At 66.8% G+C, this 21,358-nt stretch carries 14 protein-coding genes; 9 read left to right on the top strand and 5 right to left on the bottom strand.

Going from position 1 to position 21,358, the window contains the following annotated elements:
- The first annotated feature begins 5 nt into the window (after positions 1 to 5).
- Positions 6 to 3,476, top strand: coding sequence for a hypothetical protein (locus ACH4KB_RS00150; RefSeq protein WP_398062090.1), 3,471 nt, complete (start codon positions 6 to 8; stop codon positions 3,474 to 3,476).
- Positions 3,477 to 3,500: 24 nt separating this feature from the next.
- On the top strand, positions 3,501 to 4,199 hold the full coding sequence (locus ACH4KB_RS00145) for a hypothetical protein (protein WP_398062088.1): 699 nt from the start codon (positions 3,501 to 3,503) through the stop codon (positions 4,197 to 4,199).
- A gap of 267 nt (positions 4,200 to 4,466) precedes the next feature.
- On the opposite strand, the gene ACH4KB_RS00140 is transcribed toward ACH4KB_RS00145, so the two are convergent.
- Positions 4,467 to 4,907 carry an XRE family transcriptional regulator gene (locus tag ACH4KB_RS00140; RefSeq protein WP_398062086.1) on the bottom strand — a complete coding sequence of 147 codons (441 nt, stop codon included), beginning with the start codon at positions 4,905 to 4,907 and terminating at the stop codon, positions 4,467 to 4,469.
- A gap of 1,222 nt (positions 4,908 to 6,129) precedes the next feature.
- On the opposite strand from ACH4KB_RS00140, the gene ACH4KB_RS00135 reads away from it, so the two are divergent.
- Complete coding sequence (locus ACH4KB_RS00135; protein ID WP_398062084.1) at positions 6,130 to 7,320, top strand: IS701 family transposase; 1,191 nt, start codon at positions 6,130 to 6,132, stop codon at positions 7,318 to 7,320.
- Between the two features lie 431 nt (positions 7,321 to 7,751).
- On the opposite strand, the gene ACH4KB_RS00130 is transcribed toward ACH4KB_RS00135, so the two are convergent.
- A complete protein-coding gene (locus tag ACH4KB_RS00130) occupies positions 7,752 to 8,243 on the bottom strand; it encodes a hypothetical protein (protein WP_398062082.1) in 492 nt (163 codons plus the stop codon).
- Between ACH4KB_RS00130 and ACH4KB_RS00125 the strand changes: the two genes are divergently transcribed.
- The 5 genes from ACH4KB_RS00125 (at position 8,237) to ACH4KB_RS00105 (ending at position 14,057) form a co-directional block, all read left to right on the top strand.
- Positions 8,237 to 9,418 carry a 3-deoxy-7-phosphoheptulonate synthase gene (locus ACH4KB_RS00125; protein WP_398062080.1) on the top strand — a complete coding sequence of 394 codons (1,182 nt, stop codon included), beginning with the start codon at positions 8,237 to 8,239 and terminating at the stop codon, positions 9,416 to 9,418. The two genes, ACH4KB_RS00130 and ACH4KB_RS00125, sit on opposite strands and share 7 nt — an antisense overlap.
- Positions 9,419 to 9,475: 57 nt before the next feature.
- Positions 9,476 to 10,153, top strand: a complete 678-nt coding sequence (locus ACH4KB_RS00120) for an isochorismatase family protein (RefSeq protein ID WP_398062078.1) — start codon at positions 9,476 to 9,478, stop codon at positions 10,151 to 10,153.
- Entirely contained in the window at positions 10,150 to 12,150 is a 2,001-nt protein-coding gene (locus tag ACH4KB_RS00115; RefSeq protein ID WP_398062076.1) for an anthranilate synthase family protein, read from the top strand. Before ACH4KB_RS00120 ends, ACH4KB_RS00115 begins: the two co-directional genes overlap by 4 nt.
- Before the next feature lie 156 nt (positions 12,151 to 12,306).
- Positions 12,307 to 12,864 carry an ImmA/IrrE family metallo-endopeptidase gene (locus ACH4KB_RS00110; RefSeq protein WP_398062074.1) on the top strand — a complete coding sequence of 186 codons (558 nt, stop codon included), beginning with the start codon at positions 12,307 to 12,309 and terminating at the stop codon, positions 12,862 to 12,864.
- The gene (locus ACH4KB_RS00105; protein WP_398062072.1) at positions 12,849 to 14,057 is read left to right on the top strand and encodes an MAB_1171c family putative transporter; all 1,209 of its coding nucleotides are present in this window, start codon (positions 12,849 to 12,851) and stop codon (positions 14,055 to 14,057) included. Before ACH4KB_RS00110 ends, ACH4KB_RS00105 begins: the two co-directional genes overlap by 16 nt.
- Before the next feature lie 13 nt (positions 14,058 to 14,070).
- On the opposite strand, the gene ACH4KB_RS00100 is transcribed toward ACH4KB_RS00105, so the two are convergent.
- Positions 14,071 to 14,961, bottom strand: coding sequence for a helix-turn-helix transcriptional regulator (locus ACH4KB_RS00100; RefSeq protein WP_398062070.1), 891 nt, complete (start codon positions 14,959 to 14,961; stop codon positions 14,071 to 14,073).
- Between the two features lie 104 nt (positions 14,962 to 15,065).
- On the opposite strand from ACH4KB_RS00100, the gene ACH4KB_RS00095 reads away from it, so the two are divergent.
- Positions 15,066 to 16,622: an MFS transporter gene (locus ACH4KB_RS00095; RefSeq protein ID WP_398062068.1), complete on the top strand. Its 1,557-nt coding sequence runs from the start codon at positions 15,066 to 15,068 to the stop codon at positions 16,620 to 16,622.
- A 201-nt stretch (positions 16,623 to 16,823) separates the two neighbouring features.
- On the opposite strand, the gene ACH4KB_RS00090 is transcribed toward ACH4KB_RS00095, so the two are convergent.
- Together ACH4KB_RS00090 and car are read right to left on the bottom strand one after the other, a co-directional pair.
- Positions 16,824 to 17,540 carry an SAM-dependent methyltransferase gene (locus tag ACH4KB_RS00090; RefSeq protein ID WP_398062066.1) on the bottom strand — a complete coding sequence of 239 codons (717 nt, stop codon included), beginning with the start codon at positions 17,538 to 17,540 and terminating at the stop codon, positions 16,824 to 16,826.
- 102 nt (positions 17,541 to 17,642) lie between these two features.
- The gene (gene car / locus ACH4KB_RS00085) at positions 17,643 to 21,155 is read right to left on the bottom strand and encodes a carboxylic acid reductase (RefSeq protein WP_398062064.1); all 3,513 of its coding nucleotides are present in this window, start codon (positions 21,153 to 21,155) and stop codon (positions 17,643 to 17,645) included.
- Between the last annotated feature and the right edge of the window lie 203 nt (positions 21,156 to 21,358).

Below are 21,358 nucleotides of genomic sequence, written 5' to 3'. Positions count from 1 at the left end.
AACGCATGGCGGGGAACAGGGCGGTGTCGCGGCTGGTCGCACAGCGGTACACCGCGCCGGTGAAGCCGTCCCCGGCGCAGTCGGCCCGCTTCCGCGGCGTGAAGGCCGACGTGGCGGCGAAGAAGACCCGGCTCGCCGCACACGCTCCGGCGGCGAGTGAGTCGAAGGCGTCGCAGGACGCCGCGGTGGCCCCGCCGGACGACAAGGAGGCCCAGGGCAAGGCGGCGAACGCCGAGAAGATGAACGCGGCGAAGCCCGGGGAGTTCGACAAGAAGGCCTTCATCGACGCGGTGAACCAGGCGATCGACTCCCAGGCCCCCAAGAACCTCGACGAGGCCGACAAGTTCGCCAAGTCCGGCAAGGCGGACCGGATCAAGGCGGAAGTCGACGGCAAGGTCACCGACGGCAAGGAGTCCTCCGCCAAGGCCATCGACACGGCGACGAAGGCCCCGCCCGACACCTCGGCCGCCAAGGACAAGGAAGTCACCCCGCTCACCCCCGCCCAGGCCCCCGCCAACCCCGGCGCCCCCTCCGCGACGGACGCGGTGCCCGAGAAGCAGCCGGCGTCCGTCACGGACTTCTCCGAGGGGCCGGCCGAGAACGACAAGGCGATGGCGGACGCCGAGGTCACCGAGGACCAGCTGGCCAAGGGCAACGAGCCGGCGTTCGACGAGGCGCTGTCGGCGAAGAAGACCTCCGAGGCGGACGCGGCGAAGGCCCCCGCGAAGGGGAGGGCGGCGGAGGACCAGCAGCTCTCCACCGCCAAACAGAGCGCGGCGGCCTCCGGAGCCCAGGCGATGGCGGGCCTCACCTCCACCCGCGCCACCGCCGGGAAACAGGTGGACGGCGGCAAGAACGACACGAAGTCGAAGGACGAGAAGAAGCGCGCCGAGGTCACGGCGAAACTCCAGAAGGTCTACGACGGCACGAAGAAGGACGTAGAGGACACCCTGTCCGGCCTGGACAAGAAGGTGGACTCGGCGTTCACGTCGGGCGAGAAGTCAGCGCGGGACGCGTTCACGGCCGACCACAAGAGCCGGATGAAGAAGTACAAGGACAAGCGGTACTCGGGCCTCATGGGCAAGGGCCGCTGGGTCAAGGACAAGTTCGCCGGCCTGCCGAAGGCGGCGAACGACCTCTATCAGGAGTCCCGCAAGCTCTACGTCTCCCGCATGCAGACGGTCATCTCCCAGGTCGCGGACATCATCGGCGCCGAACTCGGCAAGGCGAAGGCCCGCATTGCCAAGGGCCGCACGGAACTGAAGGCGGAGGTGGACAAACTCCCCGCCGACCTGAAGCAGTTCGGTGAGGAGGCGGCAAAGGACTTCGCGGGAAAATTCGACGACCTGGAAGCCACGGTCAACGAGAAGACGGAACAGCTGGTCCAGGACCTGGCCCAGAAGTACACGGCCGCCCTCACCAAGATCGACGAGGAGATCAAGAAGCTCCAGGAAGCCAACAAGGGGCTGATCGACAAGGCGAAGGACGCCATCGTCGGCGCCATCAAAACGATCAACGAGCTGAAGAACCTGCTCCTGGGCATCCTCGCCAAGGCCGCCTCCGCGATCATGAAGATCATCAAGGACCCGATCGGCTTTCTGGGCAACCTGGTGAAAGCGGTCGGCGCGGGCCTGAACCTCTTCATCACGAACATCGCCGACCACCTGAAGACCGGCGTCGTCTCCTGGCTGCTGGGCACGGCGGTGAAGGCGGGCCTGGACCTCCCGGCCAAGTTCGACCTCAAGGGAATCATCCAGCTCATCGGCTCGATGCTCGGCCTGACGTGGGACAACATCCGTACCCGCGTCACCCGCAAGGGCGTCCCCGAAGAGGCGATGAGCGCGGTCGAGACGTCCGTCCCGGTGGCCGGCTCCCTCGCCCGCGAGGGCCCGGCCGGCGCGGTCAAGGAGATCCAGGCGGAAACGGGCGACCTCAAGGCCACCATCCTCAGCAAACTGACGACCTACCTGATCCCCACCGTCCTCATCGCGGGCATCACCTGGATCATCTCCCTGCTCAACCCCGCCTCGGCGTTCGTCCGCGCGGTCAAGGGAATCATCGACATCGTCACGTTCATCGTGACCCAGGGCGCCCAGATCGCGGACTTCGTCAACGCGGTCCTGGACGCGGTCATCGCCATAGCCAACGGCGGCCAGGCCGGCGTCCCCCAACTCATCGAAGCCGCCCTCGCCACCAGCGTGCCCCTCCTGATCGGCTTCCTGGCCGCCCTGCTGGGCATCGGCGGCCTGGCCAACAAGGTCAAGTCGGTCTTCCAGTCGGTGTCACGACCGGTCACGCGCGCCTTGGACAAACTCGTCGACTTCATCGCGAAGAAGGGCAAGGCGCTCTGGAGGAAGCTCAGAGGGAGGAATAAGAGCACACACAGGAAGACAGAGAAGGGAAACGATCAGAAACCCGTCTCCCTCCCGAGAAAGACGTTTACCACGGACATGGGGGAAGGACACCTCCTTTCCTTTACGAGTAACCGTCCGCAAGCAGCCCTCATGATTCGCAGCTCCCCTCTGCCCGTGCATGAATTCCTTGACAACTGGCGCGCGGACATAGCAGACGAGGAGGAGCCTGCCAAGCGCGAGAAACAGGAACAATCTCACAGCGATGCAGCCGCAAAACATACCGAGGTCAAGAAAGCCCAGACATCTCTGGACAGAGCTTCTGGCGTCGACCGCCAGCAACAGCTCTCCCTCCTGACCCGACTGCTCGATGGCCTGGCAGAGGCTCTGTCCCACCACGTACCGGGATCGGAAGCCCCACTACCAGCCCCCATTCTCCCTCCGTTCGTCAACCATGTTCGCGCTGTGAAATTTACCGCCCATTACATCAACCACGGCCTGAAGGGCACCCCCTCCGGTGCACACAGAGGAAACCTGCCGGGGTGGGATCACATTGATACGGCCGGACTCAACAAGGGCAGCAACAAAACATCCTGGGTGAGGATGCACCTGCTACCCGACTTCCTGGGCGGGCACGCGACCGACTCGAACCTCGTACCGGCGCGAGGATTCACGAACAATCCTCTCTTTCTCGACGCAACCGAGAACCCTGCAAAGCGGGCCCTGAAATCTGACGAAAAGATGGTCTGGTATCGAATCAAAGATTTGACCTTCCACACGAGCCCTGCCGGAGAGTTCCCGGACGACTCATTTCCCGATACCATCGGCGTCGAGTGGGGAGGATACGAAAGAGCTCAGGGAAAGTGGAAGGAGAAGCCCGCGAGTGGAGACTTCTCCGACCAGCAGGACCCCCCGACCGAGGACCGCCTACGAGTAAACGTGGAAGGCGCCACGGCCTTTATGAGGCGACTCGGGTTGCCGGAAAACGCCGCAAACAAGCGCATCGGAAGAGCCATCAAGGCAGGGCGACCCTACGCCGACATCACAGAACTGACGATCAAGTGGCCTCAATTCACAGACAAGTTCACCGAAATGGAATCGCAGGGCCTCATCCGCTGGGACTGACCCGACCGAAATCCGGGGCGAACCATGGATCTGGAGCACGAAGCGAAGCTGATCAGAATGGTCGAGGAACTCAAAGACTGTGAGAACGTCAACGTCCTGGGCCACGAAAAGGGGCCCCTGGCCGACTACCTAGGAACTCCCGAAGAAGCTCTCGCCTTCCTGCGGGAGACGCACGGGGTGACCCTGAACCCACATTTCGAGGAATCATTCCACCGCTTCAGCAGGTTCGGCTTGCATTGGCGAGGCGTCGGCGAGAAGAGCTCGATCGGCGGTGAATTTTACCTCGTACACATTCTCAACGCGATCATCGGGGGCCGCCCGGCAGGCCTCTCCTCCCCCAAGCGCTCGGGGAGAAAGTCATCGCTCCACTCCGCCCTCCGCATCTTCGACAGCCAGCCTCAGGGCGGAGTCGGCACCTTTGCTGCGCTAAGGCTGAGGGACGGTGCCGATGAACCCGAAATCTGGTACTACCACATGAACCATGGAAGCATCAGACTGGACATCAATTACCAGGACTACCTGAACAACCTCCTCCTCACGCGTGGCGCCTATTACTGGCAGTACCTCTTCGCCGGGATCCCATCCGATTACTACAATTTCGAGGAGATCTCATCCGGCCTGGGACAAGCAATCGAATTCTTGAGCGATAACTTTCCGGACAACGACTACGGTGATCTGAGGTCCCGCCTGGATGACGGGCTCGCCCGGTGGAGGGATTCCTGAGAAGCATTGATCAGCGCCCTCGGCCTTCGCCTTGGGGCGGATCGCCGCCAGGTCACGACGTGCCGACGCGCGACGGCATCGGAGGTCCGCTCGACAGCCCGTTTGCCCCCGCCGCGCTCCGGAGTGACGACAGAGCGGGTTCACCCCTGGGCGGACGGTGGGCCGCGCAGTCCCTCGCGCATCGCGCTGCCCGGATTCCGGAGCTCCTCGACGGGCCGGGCAAGGGCAGGACAGCGGGCCGCCCGTCGACCGGGAACCGTGTCGCCGCTAGCGGTCCGTTTCCGGTGACTCCTCGGAGAGTCCCTCGAGCTCACGAACGCGCTCGATCACTTCGCTGATGGATTTCAAGCTCTTCGACGACAGACCGGCGCTCCGCAGGGCGACCCTCTGTACCTGCGTGTCCCGTAGCGCCACGAGCAGAGACAGCTCCGCGTCGACGGCGTCGGTCACCTCGTCATCGCAGAAGTAGGCAACCGGCACCCCGAAGAACTTTGCCAAGCCTTGCACATGACGGACCGTCGGGTTGTCGCGCTGCCCTTTGCGCAGCATCCAGATGTAGCTGCCGGAGATCGGCGTGCCGGCCGCAGTGATCGCGCGTGCGACCTCCTCGGTGGCGTACGGGGCACGGCCGGCAGGTACGACCTCGCTGAACAGGTGATTGAGCTTGTGGGCCAAGCGGTTGACGGGCCGGATCTCAGGGTCGGTCAAGTCCCCACCTCCATCGTCGGAGTTACACGATACTTTCGCACCCATGTTTAAGTGAACTGCATTGATAGCCAACGACAGTTGACGCAGCGTGCCTCGATGGCTACTCTCACTGAGTCGAGATCAACTGGCGTGAAAGCAGCACCCCGATCAGAGCAACATCAGTTGAGATGGTGAGTGGCTCCGCCCACTGTGGGGGCCGCCGGTGTCGTCATGGTCGAGTTCCAGTCCTGCCATCCATCCGATGCGAGGGTACGGCGGCAGTTCCCCACGACGCGGCCCGCCTGGCCTGCGTTCCCGAGTCAACTGCACGCTTACGAAGGCCCTGGGGCGTGTCCGGTGGATCTTGACCGGGTCCACGCCCGATCCGCCGTACACGCCCCGGAACGCACCGAAACGTGAAGCCGTATCGCGGAAACGATGACGAAAGGGCGTGAGTGGAGTGACGGGGCCTGCAGCCAGTGAGCCAGGCACGCTATCAGGGATTGTGGAACCCGGCCGTACCGTAGTGCGCGGATTCCGGCCCTTCCGAGCGCGCCGCGCGATCTCGCACTGGGGCCACCAAGCCCCTCGGATCACCTCCGCCCTTCATCGGCCCGCCGCGCTCGCGCGCGCCCCCCAAAGCCCTGTCGTCGAACTCCCGCCTGCCCTGCGGCGCCATGCTCTCCCGGCCCGCCCACCGGACACCGCGCTCCGCATGCACGGGTGATGGAGCCCGCCCCGATCGCCACGGCGGGTCCCTGACCCGCCGATGGCGGTCGGCATCCGCCACCGCTGGAAGGCAGCGGTATCCGACGATGCCTCACATGCCGTGGCGGCGCCCTGCGGTGGGCCGCGCACGCCGGGGCAGGGGCCAGTGTCGGCCGGTCGTGCGCGCGTACGCATCAGCACCACACCGATCACCCGTCGCCCACCTGGTCGCCTTCTGTGGGCTCCGGGGCAGGCGCTGCCTCCTCCACCCCGACCGGCGGGGATGACCTCCCCCGCACCGACCGCGATACCCCGGTAGGCCGGCGCTCCGGCCCCGGGCGCGATGCCCCGCGATTCCTGCATGCGGGAACACGAGAACGACGACGCTCCGTGCCGTATTCCGCCGGCTGCGTCGCTTCGCGCTGCACCCAGGACGATCCGTCGGCGGGCGAGGTGGAGCTCCCTGCCGACGGGCCGCTCCGCGACCGGAATGTACACGTCACGCGCCTGTTACCGGGCGGGAGTTGGGAGAGTCATGCTCAACCTGGATCTGTATCCCGCGGGCACGAAGCAAGAAGACCTCGCGCCCTTCGCGACCACCTTTCACGATGCGGCGCTCGCCGAACTGTGTTCCATCCTGTTCACGTCGTTTTCCCGCAGTGATCAGTGCGCGAAGGGACGGCAGTACTTACGCGGCCTCCTGGAAACTCGGGGACGTAAGTCGATCCGCAACATCGCGGCGCTGCTGGGCGATCAGGTATCGGAACAGAACCTTCATCACTTCATATCCGGCTCCACCTGGGACTGGATACCCATCAGAAGAGCGCTGGCCCTCCATGTGACCGAGACTTTTCCCCCCGAGGCCTGGGTGGTCAAGAGCATGATCATCCCGAAGGCCGGTCAGCACTCGGTGGGTGTGCACAAGCAGTTCTTCCCCGCCCTGAGGCAGGTGGTCAACGCACAGCAGGCGATCGGTGTATGGGCGGTTTCGGAAGCCATGAGTGCCCCTGTCAACTGGCGTCTTCTGTTGCCTCCGGACTGGATCAGGGACGAACTACGACGCAATCAGGTGTCGATCCCTGACCAAACCGGTGTGGAAACAGTGAGTGAATCCGTTTCGAGGGCCTGCCTGGAGACGATGAAAGGATGGCAACTGCCGGTCCGGCCGGTCGTACTGGACACCTGTGAACCACATGTGGCGTCGATTTTTCGCGAATTCCGCGCCACCAGGACTCCGCTCCTCGTCAGGGTCGACCGTGACCTGCGGCTCACCGTGACGGATCCCGTCCTCCCCGCCCACATCGGCAAGCAGCTGCCGGCCTCCCATCTCATGAGTCTGGTCCAGGACCTGCGCCGGCCGGTCAGGAGGAGGGGCCAGGAGCCCGACGCGGCCCACCGCACGCAGCTGGCTGCGACTGTCCAGGTCTGCCTGCCGCCCTCGCCCGCACTGCCCGCAGGCCAGGGCGAGCTGCTGCTTCTGGGGGTCGGCGGGGAAGGAGTCCCCTGGCCTGCCGGGCTGTGGCTGACCAACCTGACCAACCTGTCGACCGTTCTCCTGGCTCGGCTGAGCAGACTGGTGGAGAAGGTCGACCGGGACTTCACCGAGATCGCCGACCAGGTGGGCATCCGCGACTTCGCGGGGCGCTCCTTCGGCGGATGGCACCGCCACATCACGCTGGCCTCCGCCGCCCATGCGGTGGTCTCCCTCGCCGGCGTCTCTCCCTGAGCCCTGCCGTCCCACCCGGTCGCGACTACGGTCGGGCAGGCGGCTCCGGTAGCCGTCTGCCTCACCGTTCTCGGTCATTGATCGTTTCCCGCGTTGCCTCTCCGAGGTACGGAAGACCTTGGCGACCGATATCGCGCCCTGCGGTGACCCCGGGGCGCCCCTGGGGCCCGGCCGGTCAGGACGGAGGCGCGTCGGCATTCGCGGATCCCGGTGATCCGGTGGGTGCGGGCCGCGTTCAGGGCCGTGGCGCCGGGCTGGCAAGGCCTGCGAGATCCAGCGGCGTCACGGGTTCCTCGTGCGTCGCGTCCTCGCCACGGAATCCCCCTGGGTTTCCCTCCGAAAGCGCTCGGAGAACGAGACGAATTCCGGGCCGCCTCGCGAAAGCCGCCGCCTCGATGGCCGCTAAGGGCTGTCCCGTAATCCCCGGTGGATCAGCGGGCGGCGTCAGATGCGGTGCATCGCAAGGCGGAGGGGCGTCCGCGTACTGGATGTATGTGGATGTGCCGACAACCCGGCGAGGTGCCGTAGCTGTCTTCGTGCGCCCGCCAGGGATTACGGAACAGCCCTTGGCGCCCGAGTCGGACCGTTTCCTGCTGCTGCCATGCCGGATGCCCCTTTGCGTTCAGGGCGCGCGAACTTGACGGATTGTCGGCCACTTGACAGATCAGCCGCCACTTGACGGAGTACGGCGAGAAGTGTTGGCGGGTGCGGATTTCCGTAACAGGATCGAGATCGCCATGACGGTACGCCGGAACGGTCTGCTCCGGAGAGTTCGGGCCTCTCTTTTCCTGCCGGATCCCTTTTGGCGCACCGTCTTTCACCCAGCCGCAATTCTCGCCCTCGCCGCCCGGCTGGGACCGCTCGTGCCGCTCCACCTGCGACTTGGGAGAGATCAGTGGACCACGACCTGCCAGATATGCCACAGGAACAGGCGCAGCAACAGCCGCCGTGGGATGATCCTGCCCACGTTCTGCAGGTACGGAAGGAACTGTCGACCCTCGCCGGGCTCGTCCGCGTGGACGACGTGATCACCCTGCGGTCCATGCTGGCCCAGGTCGCCGCGGGCGAGGCCCACGTCCTCCAGGCGGGGGACTGCGCGGAGGATCCGGGCGAGTGCGCGCCGAGCGATGTGAGCCGCAAGACGGGTCTGTTGAACCTCCTCGCCGGCGTGCTGCAGATGAGGACCTCCAAGCCTGTGGTGCGCGTCGGGCGGATCGCCGGACAGTTCGGCAAGCCACGCTCCAACCCCACCGAGTACGTCGGCGGCGTTGAGCTTCCCGTCTTCCGCGGCCACATGGTCAACAGTCCGGAGCCCGACCCCGCGCTCCGACGCTCCGACCCTCAGCGGCTGCTGACCGGATACCGGTGTGCGCACGAGGTGACGAGCTATCTCGGCTGGCGCGATCCGGGCGGCCGGGCCCGGATCGGCGCGCCCATCTGGACGAGTCACGAGGCGCTGCTCCTCGACTACGAGGTGCCCCTTCTCCGCCGCGACGACCAGGGGCGACTACTGCTCTCCTCCACACACTGGCCCTGGATCGGTGAGCGAACCCGGCAGGTCGATGGAGCGCATGTCTCCCTGCTCTCCAAGGTCGTCAATCCGGTGGCCTGCAAGGTCGGCCCCCGGATGACCTCCGACGAACTGCTGGCCCTCTGTGAACGGCTCGACCCGGCGCGGGAGCCCGGGCGGCTCACCCTGATCGCGCGGATGGGCGCCGAGGCCGTCGCCGACCGGCTGCCCCCGCTCGTCGGGGCCGTACAGGCTGCCGGGCACCCGGTGATCTGGCTCACGGACCCCATGCACGGCAACACCGTCAGCACTCCGGACGGGCTCAAGACCCGTTTCCTCCAGACGGTCACCCGGGAGATCGAGGCGTTCCAGCACGCGGTCGGTGTCGCGGGTGGTGTCGCGGGCGGGCTGCACCTGGAGACCACCCCGGACGAAGTGACCGAATGCGTCCAGGATCCGTCCCAGATCGACCGCGTCGCGACCGTCTACACGAGCCTCTGCGACCCCCGGCTCAACCCGGCCCAGGCCTTCTCCGCGGTCTCGGCCTGGTGGGTGGCCGCTCGGCCGGCCCAGTCCGCCGCCGCCTGAGAGTCCGCAGGTGCTCTCCGCCCACCCGAACCGGCAGTTCCCCAGGAAAGGAAAGCCGTGACCGGCATACCCCCGATCGAGCCGTACCCCCTGCCAACAGCGGGCGACCTGCCCGACAGCACCGCCCGATGGACCGTGGACCCGGACCGCGCGGTGTTGCTGATGCACGACATGCAGCGCTACTTCCTCCGGCCGTTCCCCCCGGCCGTCCGCGAACCGCTCATACGCAACGCGGCGTTGCTCCGGGAGCGCGGCACCGCCATGGGCATCCCCGTGGCGTACACGGCGCAGCCCGGTTCCATGACGGACGAACAGCGCGGTCTCCTCATGGACTTCTGGGGCGCGGGCATGGAGAGGGACCCGGCGGACCGCATGGTCGTCGAGCCGCTGGCTCCGGGGCCGGAGGACGCGGTGTTCACCAAGTGGCGCTACAGCGCCTTCTTCCGGTCCGGGCTGCTGGAGTGGATGCGGGAGCGCGGCCGGGACCAGATCGTCATCTGCGGTGTGTACGCCCACGTCGGTGTGCTGATGAGTGCGGTGGAGGCGTTCACCAACGACATCCAGCCCTTCCTCGTGGCAGACGCCGTCGCGGACTTCTCCGAGGAGTACCACCGGCTGGCCGTCGACTACGCGGCCCAGCGGTGCGCCGTGGTCCGCACGACGGACGGGATCCTCGCCCAGCTGGCAGAGGCCGGCGCCAGGACCGGCGCCGGCACGCGCGAGGGGGCCGCATGACCGGGACCGGGGAGACGGCGGCAGCGCCCGCGGAGCTGTTCGACCGGATCCTGGAGCCGCGGCCGCCCGCCTTCGCCCTGCTGCATCGTCCGGACGCGACCGGGGCGGGAACGCTGGACGTCCTGGTCGGCGAGATATCCACGCCCGCGACGCTGGCGGACCTTCCGCTGCCCGGGCCCGAGGTGGGCACCGGCCCCCGGCACGAGGTACTCGCGCTCGTCCCGTACCGGCAGATCACCGAACGGGGATTCGCCTGTGCCGACGACGACGAACCGCTGATCGCGCTGAGCGTCACCGGCCAGGCCCTGCTCCCCGTGGCCGAGGCCCTGCGGCGGCTGCCCGACGTACCGATCGCACTGGCCGGCGGTCACTTCGACGTGGACGACGACGCGTACGCCACCACGGTCCGCCGCGTCATCACCGAGGAGATCGGTGAGGGGGTGGGCGCGAACTTCGTCGTCAAGCGCTCGTTCGTCGCTGACATCACCGGTTACACCCCCCACAGCGCGCTGTCGTTCTTCCGGCGGCTCCTCCGGGGCGAGTCGGGCACGTACTGGACGTTCATCGTTCACACCGGCGACCGGACCTTCGTCGGCGCCACCCCCGAGCGCCATATCAGTCTCGCCGGGGGCAAGGCGGTCATGAACCCCATCAGCGGCACCTATCGCTACCCGCCCTCCGGGCCGGTCCTGCCCGAGGTCATGGACTTCCTCGCGGACCGCAAGGAGGTGGACGAACTGTTCATGGTCGTCGACGAAGAGCTCAAGATGATGGCCAGAATCTGTGACGAGGGCGGGCGCGTCGTAGGCCCGTACCTCAGGGAGATGGCACGACTCGCGCACACCGAGTACTTCATCGAGGGGCACAGCACCCGTGATCCGCGCGAGATTCTGCACGAGTCGATGTTCGCGCCGACGGTCACCGGCAGTCCGCTGGAGAGCGCCTGCCGCGTCATCGGCCGGCACGAGCCACACGGCCGCGGCTACTACAGCGGGGTGGTCGCCCTCATCGGGCACGACGGGCTCGGCGCACCTGCGATGGACTCGTCCATCCTGATCCGTACGGCGGACATCGACGGCGGGGGCCGACTGCGGATAGGGGTGGGCGCCACCCTCGTACGCCATTCGGACCCGGCCTCGGAGGTCGCGGAGACCCGGGCCAAGGCGGCGGGGCTTCTGGCCGCGCTCCGGGACGGTGGTGAGGCTGCGCCCGTGGCGGACGCGGAGCCGGTCGTCGCACCGACGGACGTGCGGGTGCCGACGGTGCGGTCGGCGGTCGCACGCCCGGACGGGGCGGGCAGGTTCGGCGCCCATCCGGAGGTCCGCGCGGTGCTGGAGCGGCGCAACGCGACGCTCGCCGGTTTCTGGCTGGCGGGCAACGCGGCGCGGTTCCGGCCTCAGCCGAGGTTGGCCGGACGTCGTGTGCTGGTCGTGGACGCCGAGGACACCTTCACGGCCATGATCGATCATCAGCTCCGGTCGCTGGGCCTGACCGTGACCGTCCGGCGCTTCGACGAGCCGTTCACCCTGGACGGCCACGACCTGGTCGTCATGGGGCCGGGCCCCGGAGACCCGCGCGAGACGGACCACCCCAAGATCGCCCGGTTGCGGTCGACGCTCCGCAGGCTGGTCGATGAGCGGCGCCCGTTCCTGTCCGTCTGCCTGAGTCACCAGGTGCTCAGCAGGCTCCTCGGCTTCCCGCTGGTCCGTCGGGACGTTCCGAACCAGGGTGTACAGCGGGAGATCGACTTCTTCGGCGTACGCGAACGGGTCGGCTTCTACAACACGTTCGCGGCCCGCAGCACCGAGGACAAGGTCGAGTGCGCGGACGTGGGCGTGGTGGAGGTCAGCCGGGACGCGGTCACGGGAGAGGTCCACGCACTGCTCGGACCGCATTTCGCCTCGCTCCAGTTCCACTCGGAGTCGGTCCTCACCGAGGACGGTGTACGCCTGGTCGGCACCCTGCTCACGGAGCTGCTCGAACCAGCTGCGAGGTGAGCTGCGACATCGCCCGTCAATTTCAGTTGCGAATGGCTCAAATCAAGCTGGTCGCCCGCGAGCAGCCGTGTTGGGGTTGAGCTGTTGCCGAACGCAGGGGGGGCCATGATCGTCAAAAGCACACCACGCAACTGCGACGTGTGATCTGCAATCATCATGCGCCGGCGATCACGCCTCGGAACCAACCCGTCGCCCGGCCTCGAAGAACGCTGTGCGGAACGGGTACGCAGCCTTGGCCTGCCCCTTCACGAGAGCCTGACCGTTGAGGAAATCTGCGAACACATCGGCGCCCTGCGGCAGCGTCCGGTACGCGTGGTACCTCTCCCCCGAATCAGCCTGCACGGCTTACTGGTCTCGACCGAGGCCAACGACTACATATTCGTCGACAAGCGCCTCGTCCCCGTTCACCGCCAGCAGGTGCTCCTCCATGAAATCGGCCATGTCGTCTGTGACCACGAGACATCTTCGACCCTGATCGGAGACGCTTCCCGGGTCCTGTTTCCCTCTCTCGACCCAGACCTGATCCTCCGGGTCGTAGGACGTGACCACACTGATTCCGATGCGGAGATCGAAGCCGAAATGGTCGGCTCGCTCATCGGTCAGCGAATCAGTACGTGGACGACGCAACGCACGTGGCCCGTGCCTCCCGAGGCACAGGAGATAGCCGATCGCCTGACCGCACTGGAGCCACCTGTTCCATGGCGGAAACCATGAATAGCCTGCTGTATCCGCTATGTTCAACCATCGCACTCCTGATACTGCTCTACAAACTGCAATCGCTGAGAGCAGACCGATCCGTCACGCAGGTCGTCCTGGCGGCCAACTCCTTTTTCCTCTTCATCACCTTCACCGTCTCCACACCCTCCATATGGGTGCTGACCAGCGACTTCGTCGGGATCGTCAACTTTTCAGGGCTGCTGACGCAGGGCTCCATCATCATCATGACCGCCTGCCAGCAGCTACTGCTGCTGCACCTCTCCTACGACCCCGATATCGCACGGGTCAAAGCAGTACCCCGGCTCATCAGCCTGGCCGTGGCCATCGTGGCGATGTCCGTTCTGTTCGCAGGAGCCGCCGAACAGGGTGAGGCGCCCAACGATTTCGCCATTGCTCATGCTCAGTACACTCCCGCCTACCTCTTCGTCTACCTTGTCGCTTTCACAGTAAACCAAGTGGAAATAGGCGTCATGGGTTGGCGCTACTCCAAAATCGCCCCCTCCCTCTGGCTACGCCGTGGGCTACGTCTGGTTTCCTTCGCCCTCCCGTTCGTCCTCGCCTACACGACATGCCGTGCTGCCGAGATCGTCGTGGCTCAATTCGGGGAGAGCGGAAATCTGTGGGAGCCGGCCGCACAACTAGCCGTGGCGACCGCCGTCCTCGTGCAGACCCTGGGCTGGATCCTGCCCGATCTGGGCCCCCACCTCACTTCTGCCGTGATTCGGCTGAGACACCGGAGGGTCTATCGTGTGCTGGCCCCACTCCATCGGCATATCACCGAACAGGTACCGGAAATCGTCATTCAGGTAGACCTGTCCTGGGACCTGCGGACCCGTCTGTACCGCATGGTGATAGAGATACGCGACGCCCAATGGGCCCTGCACAGCTGGATGGATTCCAGGACGGCCGTCGTCGCTCACGAGGAAGCCGAGAGGGACGGCGTGGAGGGCGAGGAACTCGCTGCCCTTGTGGAGGCCGCCCAGATCAGTGGCGCCATTGAAAGGAAACGTCACAACCATTTGCCGGAGGAAATATCAGAAACGCCCCTGTCCGCCGCGCCGGGCGATCTCGCCGCCGAGCTCGTCTTCCAGCAGAAGCTGGCTCGGGCCATGTCCTCGCCCGTCGCCCTGCGAGCCGCGCGTCACGCCTCGGCCTCAGGGACGAGCCCCGCCCGCGAGGGGCCCGGGTGAACCACACCGTGCGTCAGGGCGCTTCCGAGGAGGCGGGCTCGGGAAGAAGGCGCTCCTGCTCCACGACCTGGCTGGACAGCAGGCGCAGCGCGTCGGCGGAAGGGCCGTCGTTGGCTGTGTAGATCTCCAACCGGTGGTCGGGGCTGTCGGGTTGGAGCCAGACCTGGTAGTCGACGCTCACCCTGCCGACCGTCGGGTGCTGCAGATGCATGGTGCCCACGGTACATTCGGCGACATCGCCCGCGGCCCAGAGCTTGGCGAAGTCGTCGCTACGCATGACCAGTTCGCCGATGAGCTCGGCCAGCCGACGATCGTTGGGATACCGGCCCGCGGTGAACCGTAGGAACGCCACGTGGATGCGTGCCAGTTCGTCCCAGTTCTCATGCAGGGCGCGGGTATGGGAGTCGAGGAAGAACATCCGCGGTATCGAAGGCCTCCGCACGGCGTCCTGGTGCGCGTTGAAGTCGACGTGCTCCGCGAAGAGGGCGTGCCCGGTGCGGTTCCACGCCAGGACGTCGCCCCGGCGGCCGAGGACGATGGCCGGCGTGTTCTGGCCCAGGGAGGCCAGAAGCGCGACCACGCGCGGATGCAGCCGCTCGTGCTGGTGACGGACCATGCGCGGGGCGGCCCGCTTGAGCGCCAGGTTGTGCAGATGAGCAGTCTCTGCCGGGTCGAGCTGGAGAATGCGGGCCAGCGCGTTGAGAACCTGCGCGGAGGCCGTGCCCGCCTGGTCCTGCTCCAGACGCGTGTAGTAGCCGACACTCACCCCGGCGACCTGGGCCAGTTCCTCGCGTCGCAGACCGGGAACACGGCGGGCGGTGCTGAAGGTGCGGAGTCCGATGTGAGCCGGCGTGACCCGAGCTCGGCGGGTTTTGAGGAATGTCCCCAGGCTCTCCACTTCCATGGCTTCGAGTCTAGGCGGGGCACAACGGAACCTGGGTATCCCTGTGGGGTGTACCCACGGCATGGCCCTGGTTGCCCGCCCCGGGGAGTCCCATGCTCGTGCGCATGACTAAGACTACTGATACCCCCAAGCCAGGTCTGCGGGCGTGGCTGGGCCTGGCGGTGATCCTCGGCCCTGTTCTGTTGGTCGCGATGGACGGCTCGGTGCTGTTCCTGGCCATGCCGAAGGTCACGGAAGCCCTGTCGCCCAGCGCCGACCAGGCGCTGTGGACCTTGGACATCTACGGATTCGTCGTGGGCTCCCTGCTCATCGCCTTCGGCAACATCGGTGACCGGTACGGTCGGCTGAGGCTGCTGATGATCGGTGTCACACTGTTCGGTCTCGCCTCGCTCGGAGCGGCGTTCGCGTCAAGCCCGGAAATGCTCATCACCTTCCGGGCGCTCATGGGCCTGGCCGGGGCGACGCTGCTGCCCTCGGCGCTCGCGGTGCTCAGCGAACTCTTCGTCGACCCGCAGAAGCGGGCTCAGGCGATCGGGATCTTCGCTGCCGCCTTCGCCGCAGGTTTCGCGATCGGGCCGGCTGTCGGTGGGCAGCTGCTGAGTCACTTCTGGTGGGGCTCGGTCTTCCTGGTCAACCTTCCGATCCTCGTGCTGTTCCTGGCGCTCGCGCCGGTCCTGCTCCGTGAGGTGAAGGCCACGCGGACGGGCAGTGTCAACGTCCTGAGCGTCGTGCAGTCCGTCATCGGCCTCCTGCTGACCATCTACTCCGTCAAGCACATGGCAGCGGAGGGATTCTCCACGATCACCCTGCTGCTGGGCCTGGTCGGACTGGCCATCCTGGCGTGGTTCATCCGGCGCCAACTCACGCTCGACGAACCGCTGATCGACCTGAGCCTCTTCCGGGACCGGGTCTTCACCATCGCGATCGTCACCGGGCTTCTGCCGCTCGCCGCATGGTCGGCGACCGCCTACCTGTCGGGCGTCTACCTCCAGTCCGTTCTGGGGATCTCCGTCCTGCGGGCCGCCCTCTTCTCCGTTCCCGGGGCCCTGCTTCTCACTGTCACGTGCATCGTGACGCCCATGCTGGTCGCGCGCATCGGCAAGCGGTCGGCGCTCATCACGTGTCACCTGTTCATCGCCACCGGTCTGCTCCTGCTGCTGCCCATCGCCTCCTCCGGCGGGGTGGGCTGGTATGTCGCGTCCACGGTCCTCGCGGGCGTCGGCTACGGCATCTCGTTCAGCCTCGTCGCCGAGACCGCCGTCGCCGCGGTCCCCTCCGAGCGGGCCGGCTCCGCGGCCGCGATCGCCGAGACCAGCAACGAGATCGGCAACGCTCTCGGTATCGCGCTCCTCGGCTCGCTGTCCGTCCTCATCTTCCGACTGCAGGGCCCCGACCTCGCCGGTACCTTCGGCGAGACGATCGACCTCCCCGGTCTCGCGCCCGCGGTGATCGGCCAGGCGAAGGACGCCTTCGTCACCGGTCTCCAGATCGTCGCCGTCGCGGCCAGCCTCCTCCATCTCGTCCTCGCCATCCTCACCCTGCGCTGGGTTCCGAAGGTCCTGGACGACGAGAAGGACGCCGACCCGAGCGGCGATGGCCCGAGGCAGGCCGCGACGGAGGCGGAGGCTTCGGACAGCAACGAAGGAGCAGGCATTCGCTAGCAGGTCCGATAGCGGGACTGCCGGGACCGTACCGGCAGACGGTCGGGGGAGGGAGCGTGCCGCGAGCGGCCTGCCCCCTCCCCCGACCCACAGGAGGTTCCGTCCCCGCCTGACGGGCGAAACAGCGGTGCCGGGGAGCGGGCCTCCGCGGAGGCCCGCTCCCCAGCACCGCTCACGACGGCGGACCGGCCACCCGCCGACTCACCCCTCCTTGCCCGGCAGGATCTCGAAGAGCTTGTAGGTGACGTCATGGCCCTTCAGGCTCCGGGCCGAGCTGTCCAACAGTTTCAGCGTCACGCCGGCGTCGGCGGCGACCGCGGTGACCCGGGCGGCGTCGCCCAGGGTGTTGAAGGTGACCAGGGCACGCCCGCCGGGCAACAGCCGGTCGTGCGCCTGGGACAGATACCGGCCGAGTGCCTCGTAGCCACGGTCGAAGATGGCCCACTCGACATCCCGGGTGAACTCGAACTCCGACGGCGCCTCGAAGACGCTGCAGTTCCAGAAGACGACGTCGAACCGGTCCTCGGCGTCCAGATCCGCGAAGACGTCGCTGCGCAGCGTCGTGATCCGGTCCGCCACGCCGTGCAGCTCGGCGTTCCTGGTGGTGCTGCCCACCGCGGCTTCGGTGATGTCGGTCGCGGTGACATGGGAACAGCCGCCGTGCACGGCCGCCCAGATCGCCGTGACGCCCGCCCCGCTGCCGATCTCCAGGAAACGGCCGCCCTTGGGATACGGGATGACCGTGGTGTACCACTCGGTTCCAGTGCCCCGGTGGGGGGCGTAGGTGCCCGGAAGCACCTCCCATTCCATGTCGAGAAGCTCGAAGGTCGTGGGCACGGCCTCACCGCTGCCCAACTGCTCGACGAGGTTCATTCCGAGACGGTAGCGCTCCTCCGGCGTCCGGGATGCCTGGCTCATGATGCCCCTTTGCTACGTGTGGTGTTGGCGATCGAAAGGTCCGCTGGGGTGTGAGGCGTGGTCCGGGCACGTGAGGTCGCCCTGTTCCGCCGCGGGCCCTGGCTAGAGGGAGAGGAACGGCCGCAGATCGGCCGCGTACTTGCGGATGAGTTCCGCGGAGACGTGCGGAACGTCTCCGTCCGTACCGATTCCCGCCTCCCGGACCGCGGCACGGAACCGAGTGGAGGGAATCGCGGACCCCTGGGCCACCTCCTCGGGCCGCGTGTATCCGTGGAGGAGGGGCAGCAGGGAGTGCTGGCGCTGCTTCTCCGGCAGGGCCCGCAGCGCCGCCTCGAACCGGGAGAACCAGCCCTCGTAGTCGGCCACCCGCCTGATCGGGTGGCCCGCCTCGTTCAGCCAGTCGACGAAGGTGTCGAGGGAGACCCCGTCGTCATGCGGGTTCACCAGGCTGAAGGTCTCGTACGAGGTGTCGGCACGCGCGCTCAGCGCGACGACGGCCGCGGCGGTGAAGTCCACGGGCAGGCCGTCGTAGTGCGCCCGCAGGTGCCCGCCCGCCTCAGTGGCCCGATAGAAGGAGTGCGGTGCGATCCCTGTGGCGATGAGGCTGAACAGAAGCCTGGTGAAGGCGTCCGGAACGTTCAGCTGCCCCGGGTAACGGCTGTGCGCGAGGATCATGTTCGACCGGAACGTGACGACGGGGAGACCGCACTGTTCGTGCGCCTCCCGGAGCAGGACCTCACCGGCCCACTTGCTCGTCGCGTACCCGCCGGCGTATCCCTCCGAGACGCGCTGCACCGGGATGGCCGAGCGTACGTCGGAGTCCTCGTCCAGCGGTCGGCCGTCCCGGGAGGTGGCGACGGCCACGCTGGAGATGTAGGTGAACGGCTTGATCCGGTTCGTGAGGGCCAGACGTATGAGCTCCGCGGTTCCGACGACGTTCGCGTCGAACAGGTGGTTGTACGGAAGCACGTGGTTGACGAGGGCGCCGGCGTGGACGATCACGTCCACGTCATCGGCCAGCCGCTTCCAGGTCCGGTCGTCCAGGCCCAGCTGGGGCTCCGCCATGTCGCCCGCCACGACGACCAGGTGGTCGGCGGCCAGCTCCTGGAACCTCCGGGCCAGCTCCTCGTCGCCCCGTGACAGCGCCTCGTCGAGGCGTTTCCTGGCGGCTTCCGCGTTGCTCCCTCGCACCACACAGACCAGCTTTCCACCTGTTCGGGACAGCCGTTCCAACCACGTGAGGCAGAGGAAACGGCCGAGGTAGCCGCTCGCCCCCGTGAGCAGCACGGTCCTCGGTTCCCCTGTCAGGTGGGGAAGGGACCGGGCGCCCTCAAGGGTCCCCGCGTCGATGAGCTTTTCCAGGACGAGGTCCTTGGCGTGCACCTCGGCGCTCTCACCCCCGTGCACCGACTCGTAGGTCACCTGCCGGGGCCCGGCCTCGCGTTTGGCCGTGATGTGGTCGGCCAGCTGCCGCAGGTCGGTCGCCGGGCTGATGACCAGGTCCACCGGGACGCGGACGTCGAAGGTGTCGTGGAGCAGGTTGGAGAAGGACACCGCGCTCAGGGAGTCGCCGCCGAGGTCCCGGAAGCGCGCGCTGGGGCTCACCTCCGCCAGCGCCCCGCCGAGCAGCGCCCGGGCGGCCCGCTGCACCGTTTCCAGGACGGGCCTGCTTTTTCCCATCTGGCGCACCGCGCTCAGTTCGTCCGCTTCCTGTGCGGCGATATGGGAATACAGCTCTTCGAGCCTCTCGCGGTACCGCTTGACGAGTTCGGGCCACCGGCGCTTCCTGTGGTCGGACAGCAGTCCGTTCGCCTGGCTGAACGGCTCGGTCTCGATCAGGAAACCGCGAGGAACCTCATAGGAGTTCAGCCCCTGGTCCTGGGCTATCTGCTGGAAGGAATCACGGAGGTGGTTCTTGAAACCCTCCTCGTCAACCCATTCTTCAAGCGGGCCGGAGGGGACGACCACGGCGAGCAGGTACGACCGCTCACCGTTTCCGTACACGAATATCTGCCGGACCAGAGGACTCACCGAGAACACGGATTCCAGGTGGGATGTCGCCACGAACTCGCCCTGCGAAAGCTTCAGGACGCTCTTACGACGGTCCACGACGGAATGCCGGCCGGGCGCGAACTCGGCAACGATGTCGCCCGTCCTGTAGTAGCCGTCGTCGTCCAGGATCTCGGCGCTCAGCTCCGGCTGCTTGTAGTAACCGGGAATGACGGCCTCGGTCTTCAGCAGCAGTTCTCCGCGAGGGTGCGGCAGGTCGGTCACGAAGTAGCCCAGCTCGGGCACGTCGATGAGTTTGTAGTCGATCACCGGAGGGCGTATCAGCTCACCGTTGACCGAGATCGCAGCGGCTTCCGTGGAGCCGTAGATGATGTTCAGCTCGAACCCCAGCAGCGACTCGACGAACTTGCGCAGTTCGTCGGAGAGCGGAGCTGATCCGCAACTGGCCCACGCGATGCGGCCACCGAGCGTGCTCCGCCGCATATGCGCGATGACCTCCGACTCGACCGCTTCCCGGTCGGCGTCGCCGCCCACCCGGGTGCCGAGCTCGCTCTGGTACTTCTGGAAGAGCATTTCGCACACGCGTGGCACGAGGGATATCTCGGTGGGGCGGGCCAGCGCGATGTCCTCGAAGAAGGTGGACAGATCGCTGGCGGCCGTGAAGTACGTGATCCCGCCGCGCGCCAGAGTGTTCTTCAACGATGAGTGCCCGGCCACATGGCTCATCGGCATGTAGTGGAAGGTGACCGCGTGGTCGTCCGAGAACAGCTTCGCCCACGCACCGCCCCACATGGCGCTGGCCAGCCGCTCGGTGTACATGGCGCCCTTGGGCGTGCCGGTGCTCCCCGAGGTGTAGACGAGGAGGGAGAGCGGATCGTCGCCGTCCTCGGGCGTGAACAGCGGGGCCTCGGGCAGCGACGATCCCCGGGCGACGAGGTCCGGCAGCGCGTCGATGGTCGCGGTGTGGCCGAGCCGCGCCAGGCGCTCACGGGCGTTCGCGAGCGCCTCGGACTCCTCGGCCAGTTCCGGGTGGTGGTCGAAGACCACCACCCGCCGTACCGACGCGCTCTTCAGCGTCAACTCGACCGCGGTATCGAGTCGTTCGAGACTGGTGGCCACCATGGTGGGGCCGGTCTCCTCGATGATGGCGGCGAGCTGGGACACCGGAGAGCTGGTCTGGAGCGGAACACTGACCGCACCGAGATGAACGGAGGCCAGGTCGACCACCGAGTAGTCAACGCTTGAGAAACCGAGAAAGGCGACTCGTTCGCCCGCTCTCAGCGGCCGGCGCGGATGATGATGCCACTCGGCCGCCACCGACCGTACTCGGCTCCACAGTTCACCGAACGTGATCAGCTCGTAGTGCGGCAGCAAGCTGATGGAAAGGCGTCCGGTTTCGGGGTCTCGGGTGAACTCTTTCGCGCGTTCACCGACGGCCGGCCGGTCCGCGTACCGCTCCATGATTTCTGCCATCAATCGCGCAAGTCGCATTTTGGTTCTCCCCATCACATGACTAATGAGCTCGCTGCCGAGATACGCATGAATGGTGCCCAGCTGCGCGTGAAACGCAGTTATCTGTGATCCTCTGCTTCCACCCCAGACCACCCCCCGATCTAACCAGGGGCGAGCGGGCTTGCTGAGGAAAGAGGGCAGGATCTGTCAAGTCAGTGAGCGCTTTCGGAGCGGTCACCGATGGGCGCCCACTGCGGGCGCTGGACCACCAGGGATTACGGGACAGCCCTTAGGGCGTGTCCGCCGGATCAGGGCCTAGCCGGCTCGTGACGTCATGCGACCGACGCCGGCAGCAC

Source organism: Streptomyces sp. NPDC017520 (assembly GCF_044329855.1).
Classification (GTDB): Bacteria; Actinomycetota; Actinomycetes; order Streptomycetales; family Streptomycetaceae; genus Streptomyces.
The sequence above is the reverse complement of the archived record's forward strand: the minus strand, read 5'-3'. Positions and strand labels throughout refer to the sequence as shown.

Bases quoted from the DNA above. Each gene is read 5' to 3' on its own strand.
- ACH4KB_RS00150 (WP_398062090.1), top strand. From the start codon at position 6: ATGGCGGGGAACAGGGCGGTGTCGCGGCTGGTCGCACAGCGGTACACC.
- ACH4KB_RS00145 (WP_398062088.1), top strand. From the start codon at position 3,501: ATGGATCTGGAGCACGAAGCGAAGCTGATCAGAATGGTCGAGGAACTC.
- ACH4KB_RS00135 (WP_398062084.1), top strand. From the start codon at position 6,130: ATGCTCAACCTGGATCTGTATCCCGCGGGCACGAAGCAAGAAGACCTC.
- ACH4KB_RS00125 (WP_398062080.1), top strand. From the start codon at position 8,237: ATGCCACAGGAACAGGCGCAGCAACAGCCGCCGTGGGATGATCCTGCC.
- ACH4KB_RS00115 (WP_398062076.1), top strand. From the start codon at position 10,150: ATGACCGGGACCGGGGAGACGGCGGCAGCGCCCGCGGAGCTGTTCGAC.
- ACH4KB_RS00110 (WP_398062074.1), top strand. From the start codon at position 12,307: ATGCGCCGGCGATCACGCCTCGGAACCAACCCGTCGCCCGGCCTCGAA.
- ACH4KB_RS00105 (WP_398062072.1), top strand. From the start codon at position 12,849: ATGGCGGAAACCATGAATAGCCTGCTGTATCCGCTATGTTCAACCATC.
- ACH4KB_RS00100 (WP_398062070.1), bottom strand. From the start codon at position 14,961: ATGGAAGTGGAGAGCCTGGGGACATTCCTCAAAACCCGCCGAGCTCGG.
- ACH4KB_RS00095 (WP_398062068.1), top strand. From the start codon at position 15,066: ATGACTAAGACTACTGATACCCCCAAGCCAGGTCTGCGGGCGTGGCTG.
- ACH4KB_RS00090 (WP_398062066.1), bottom strand. From the start codon at position 17,540: ATGAGCCAGGCATCCCGGACGCCGGAGGAGCGCTACCGTCTCGGAATG.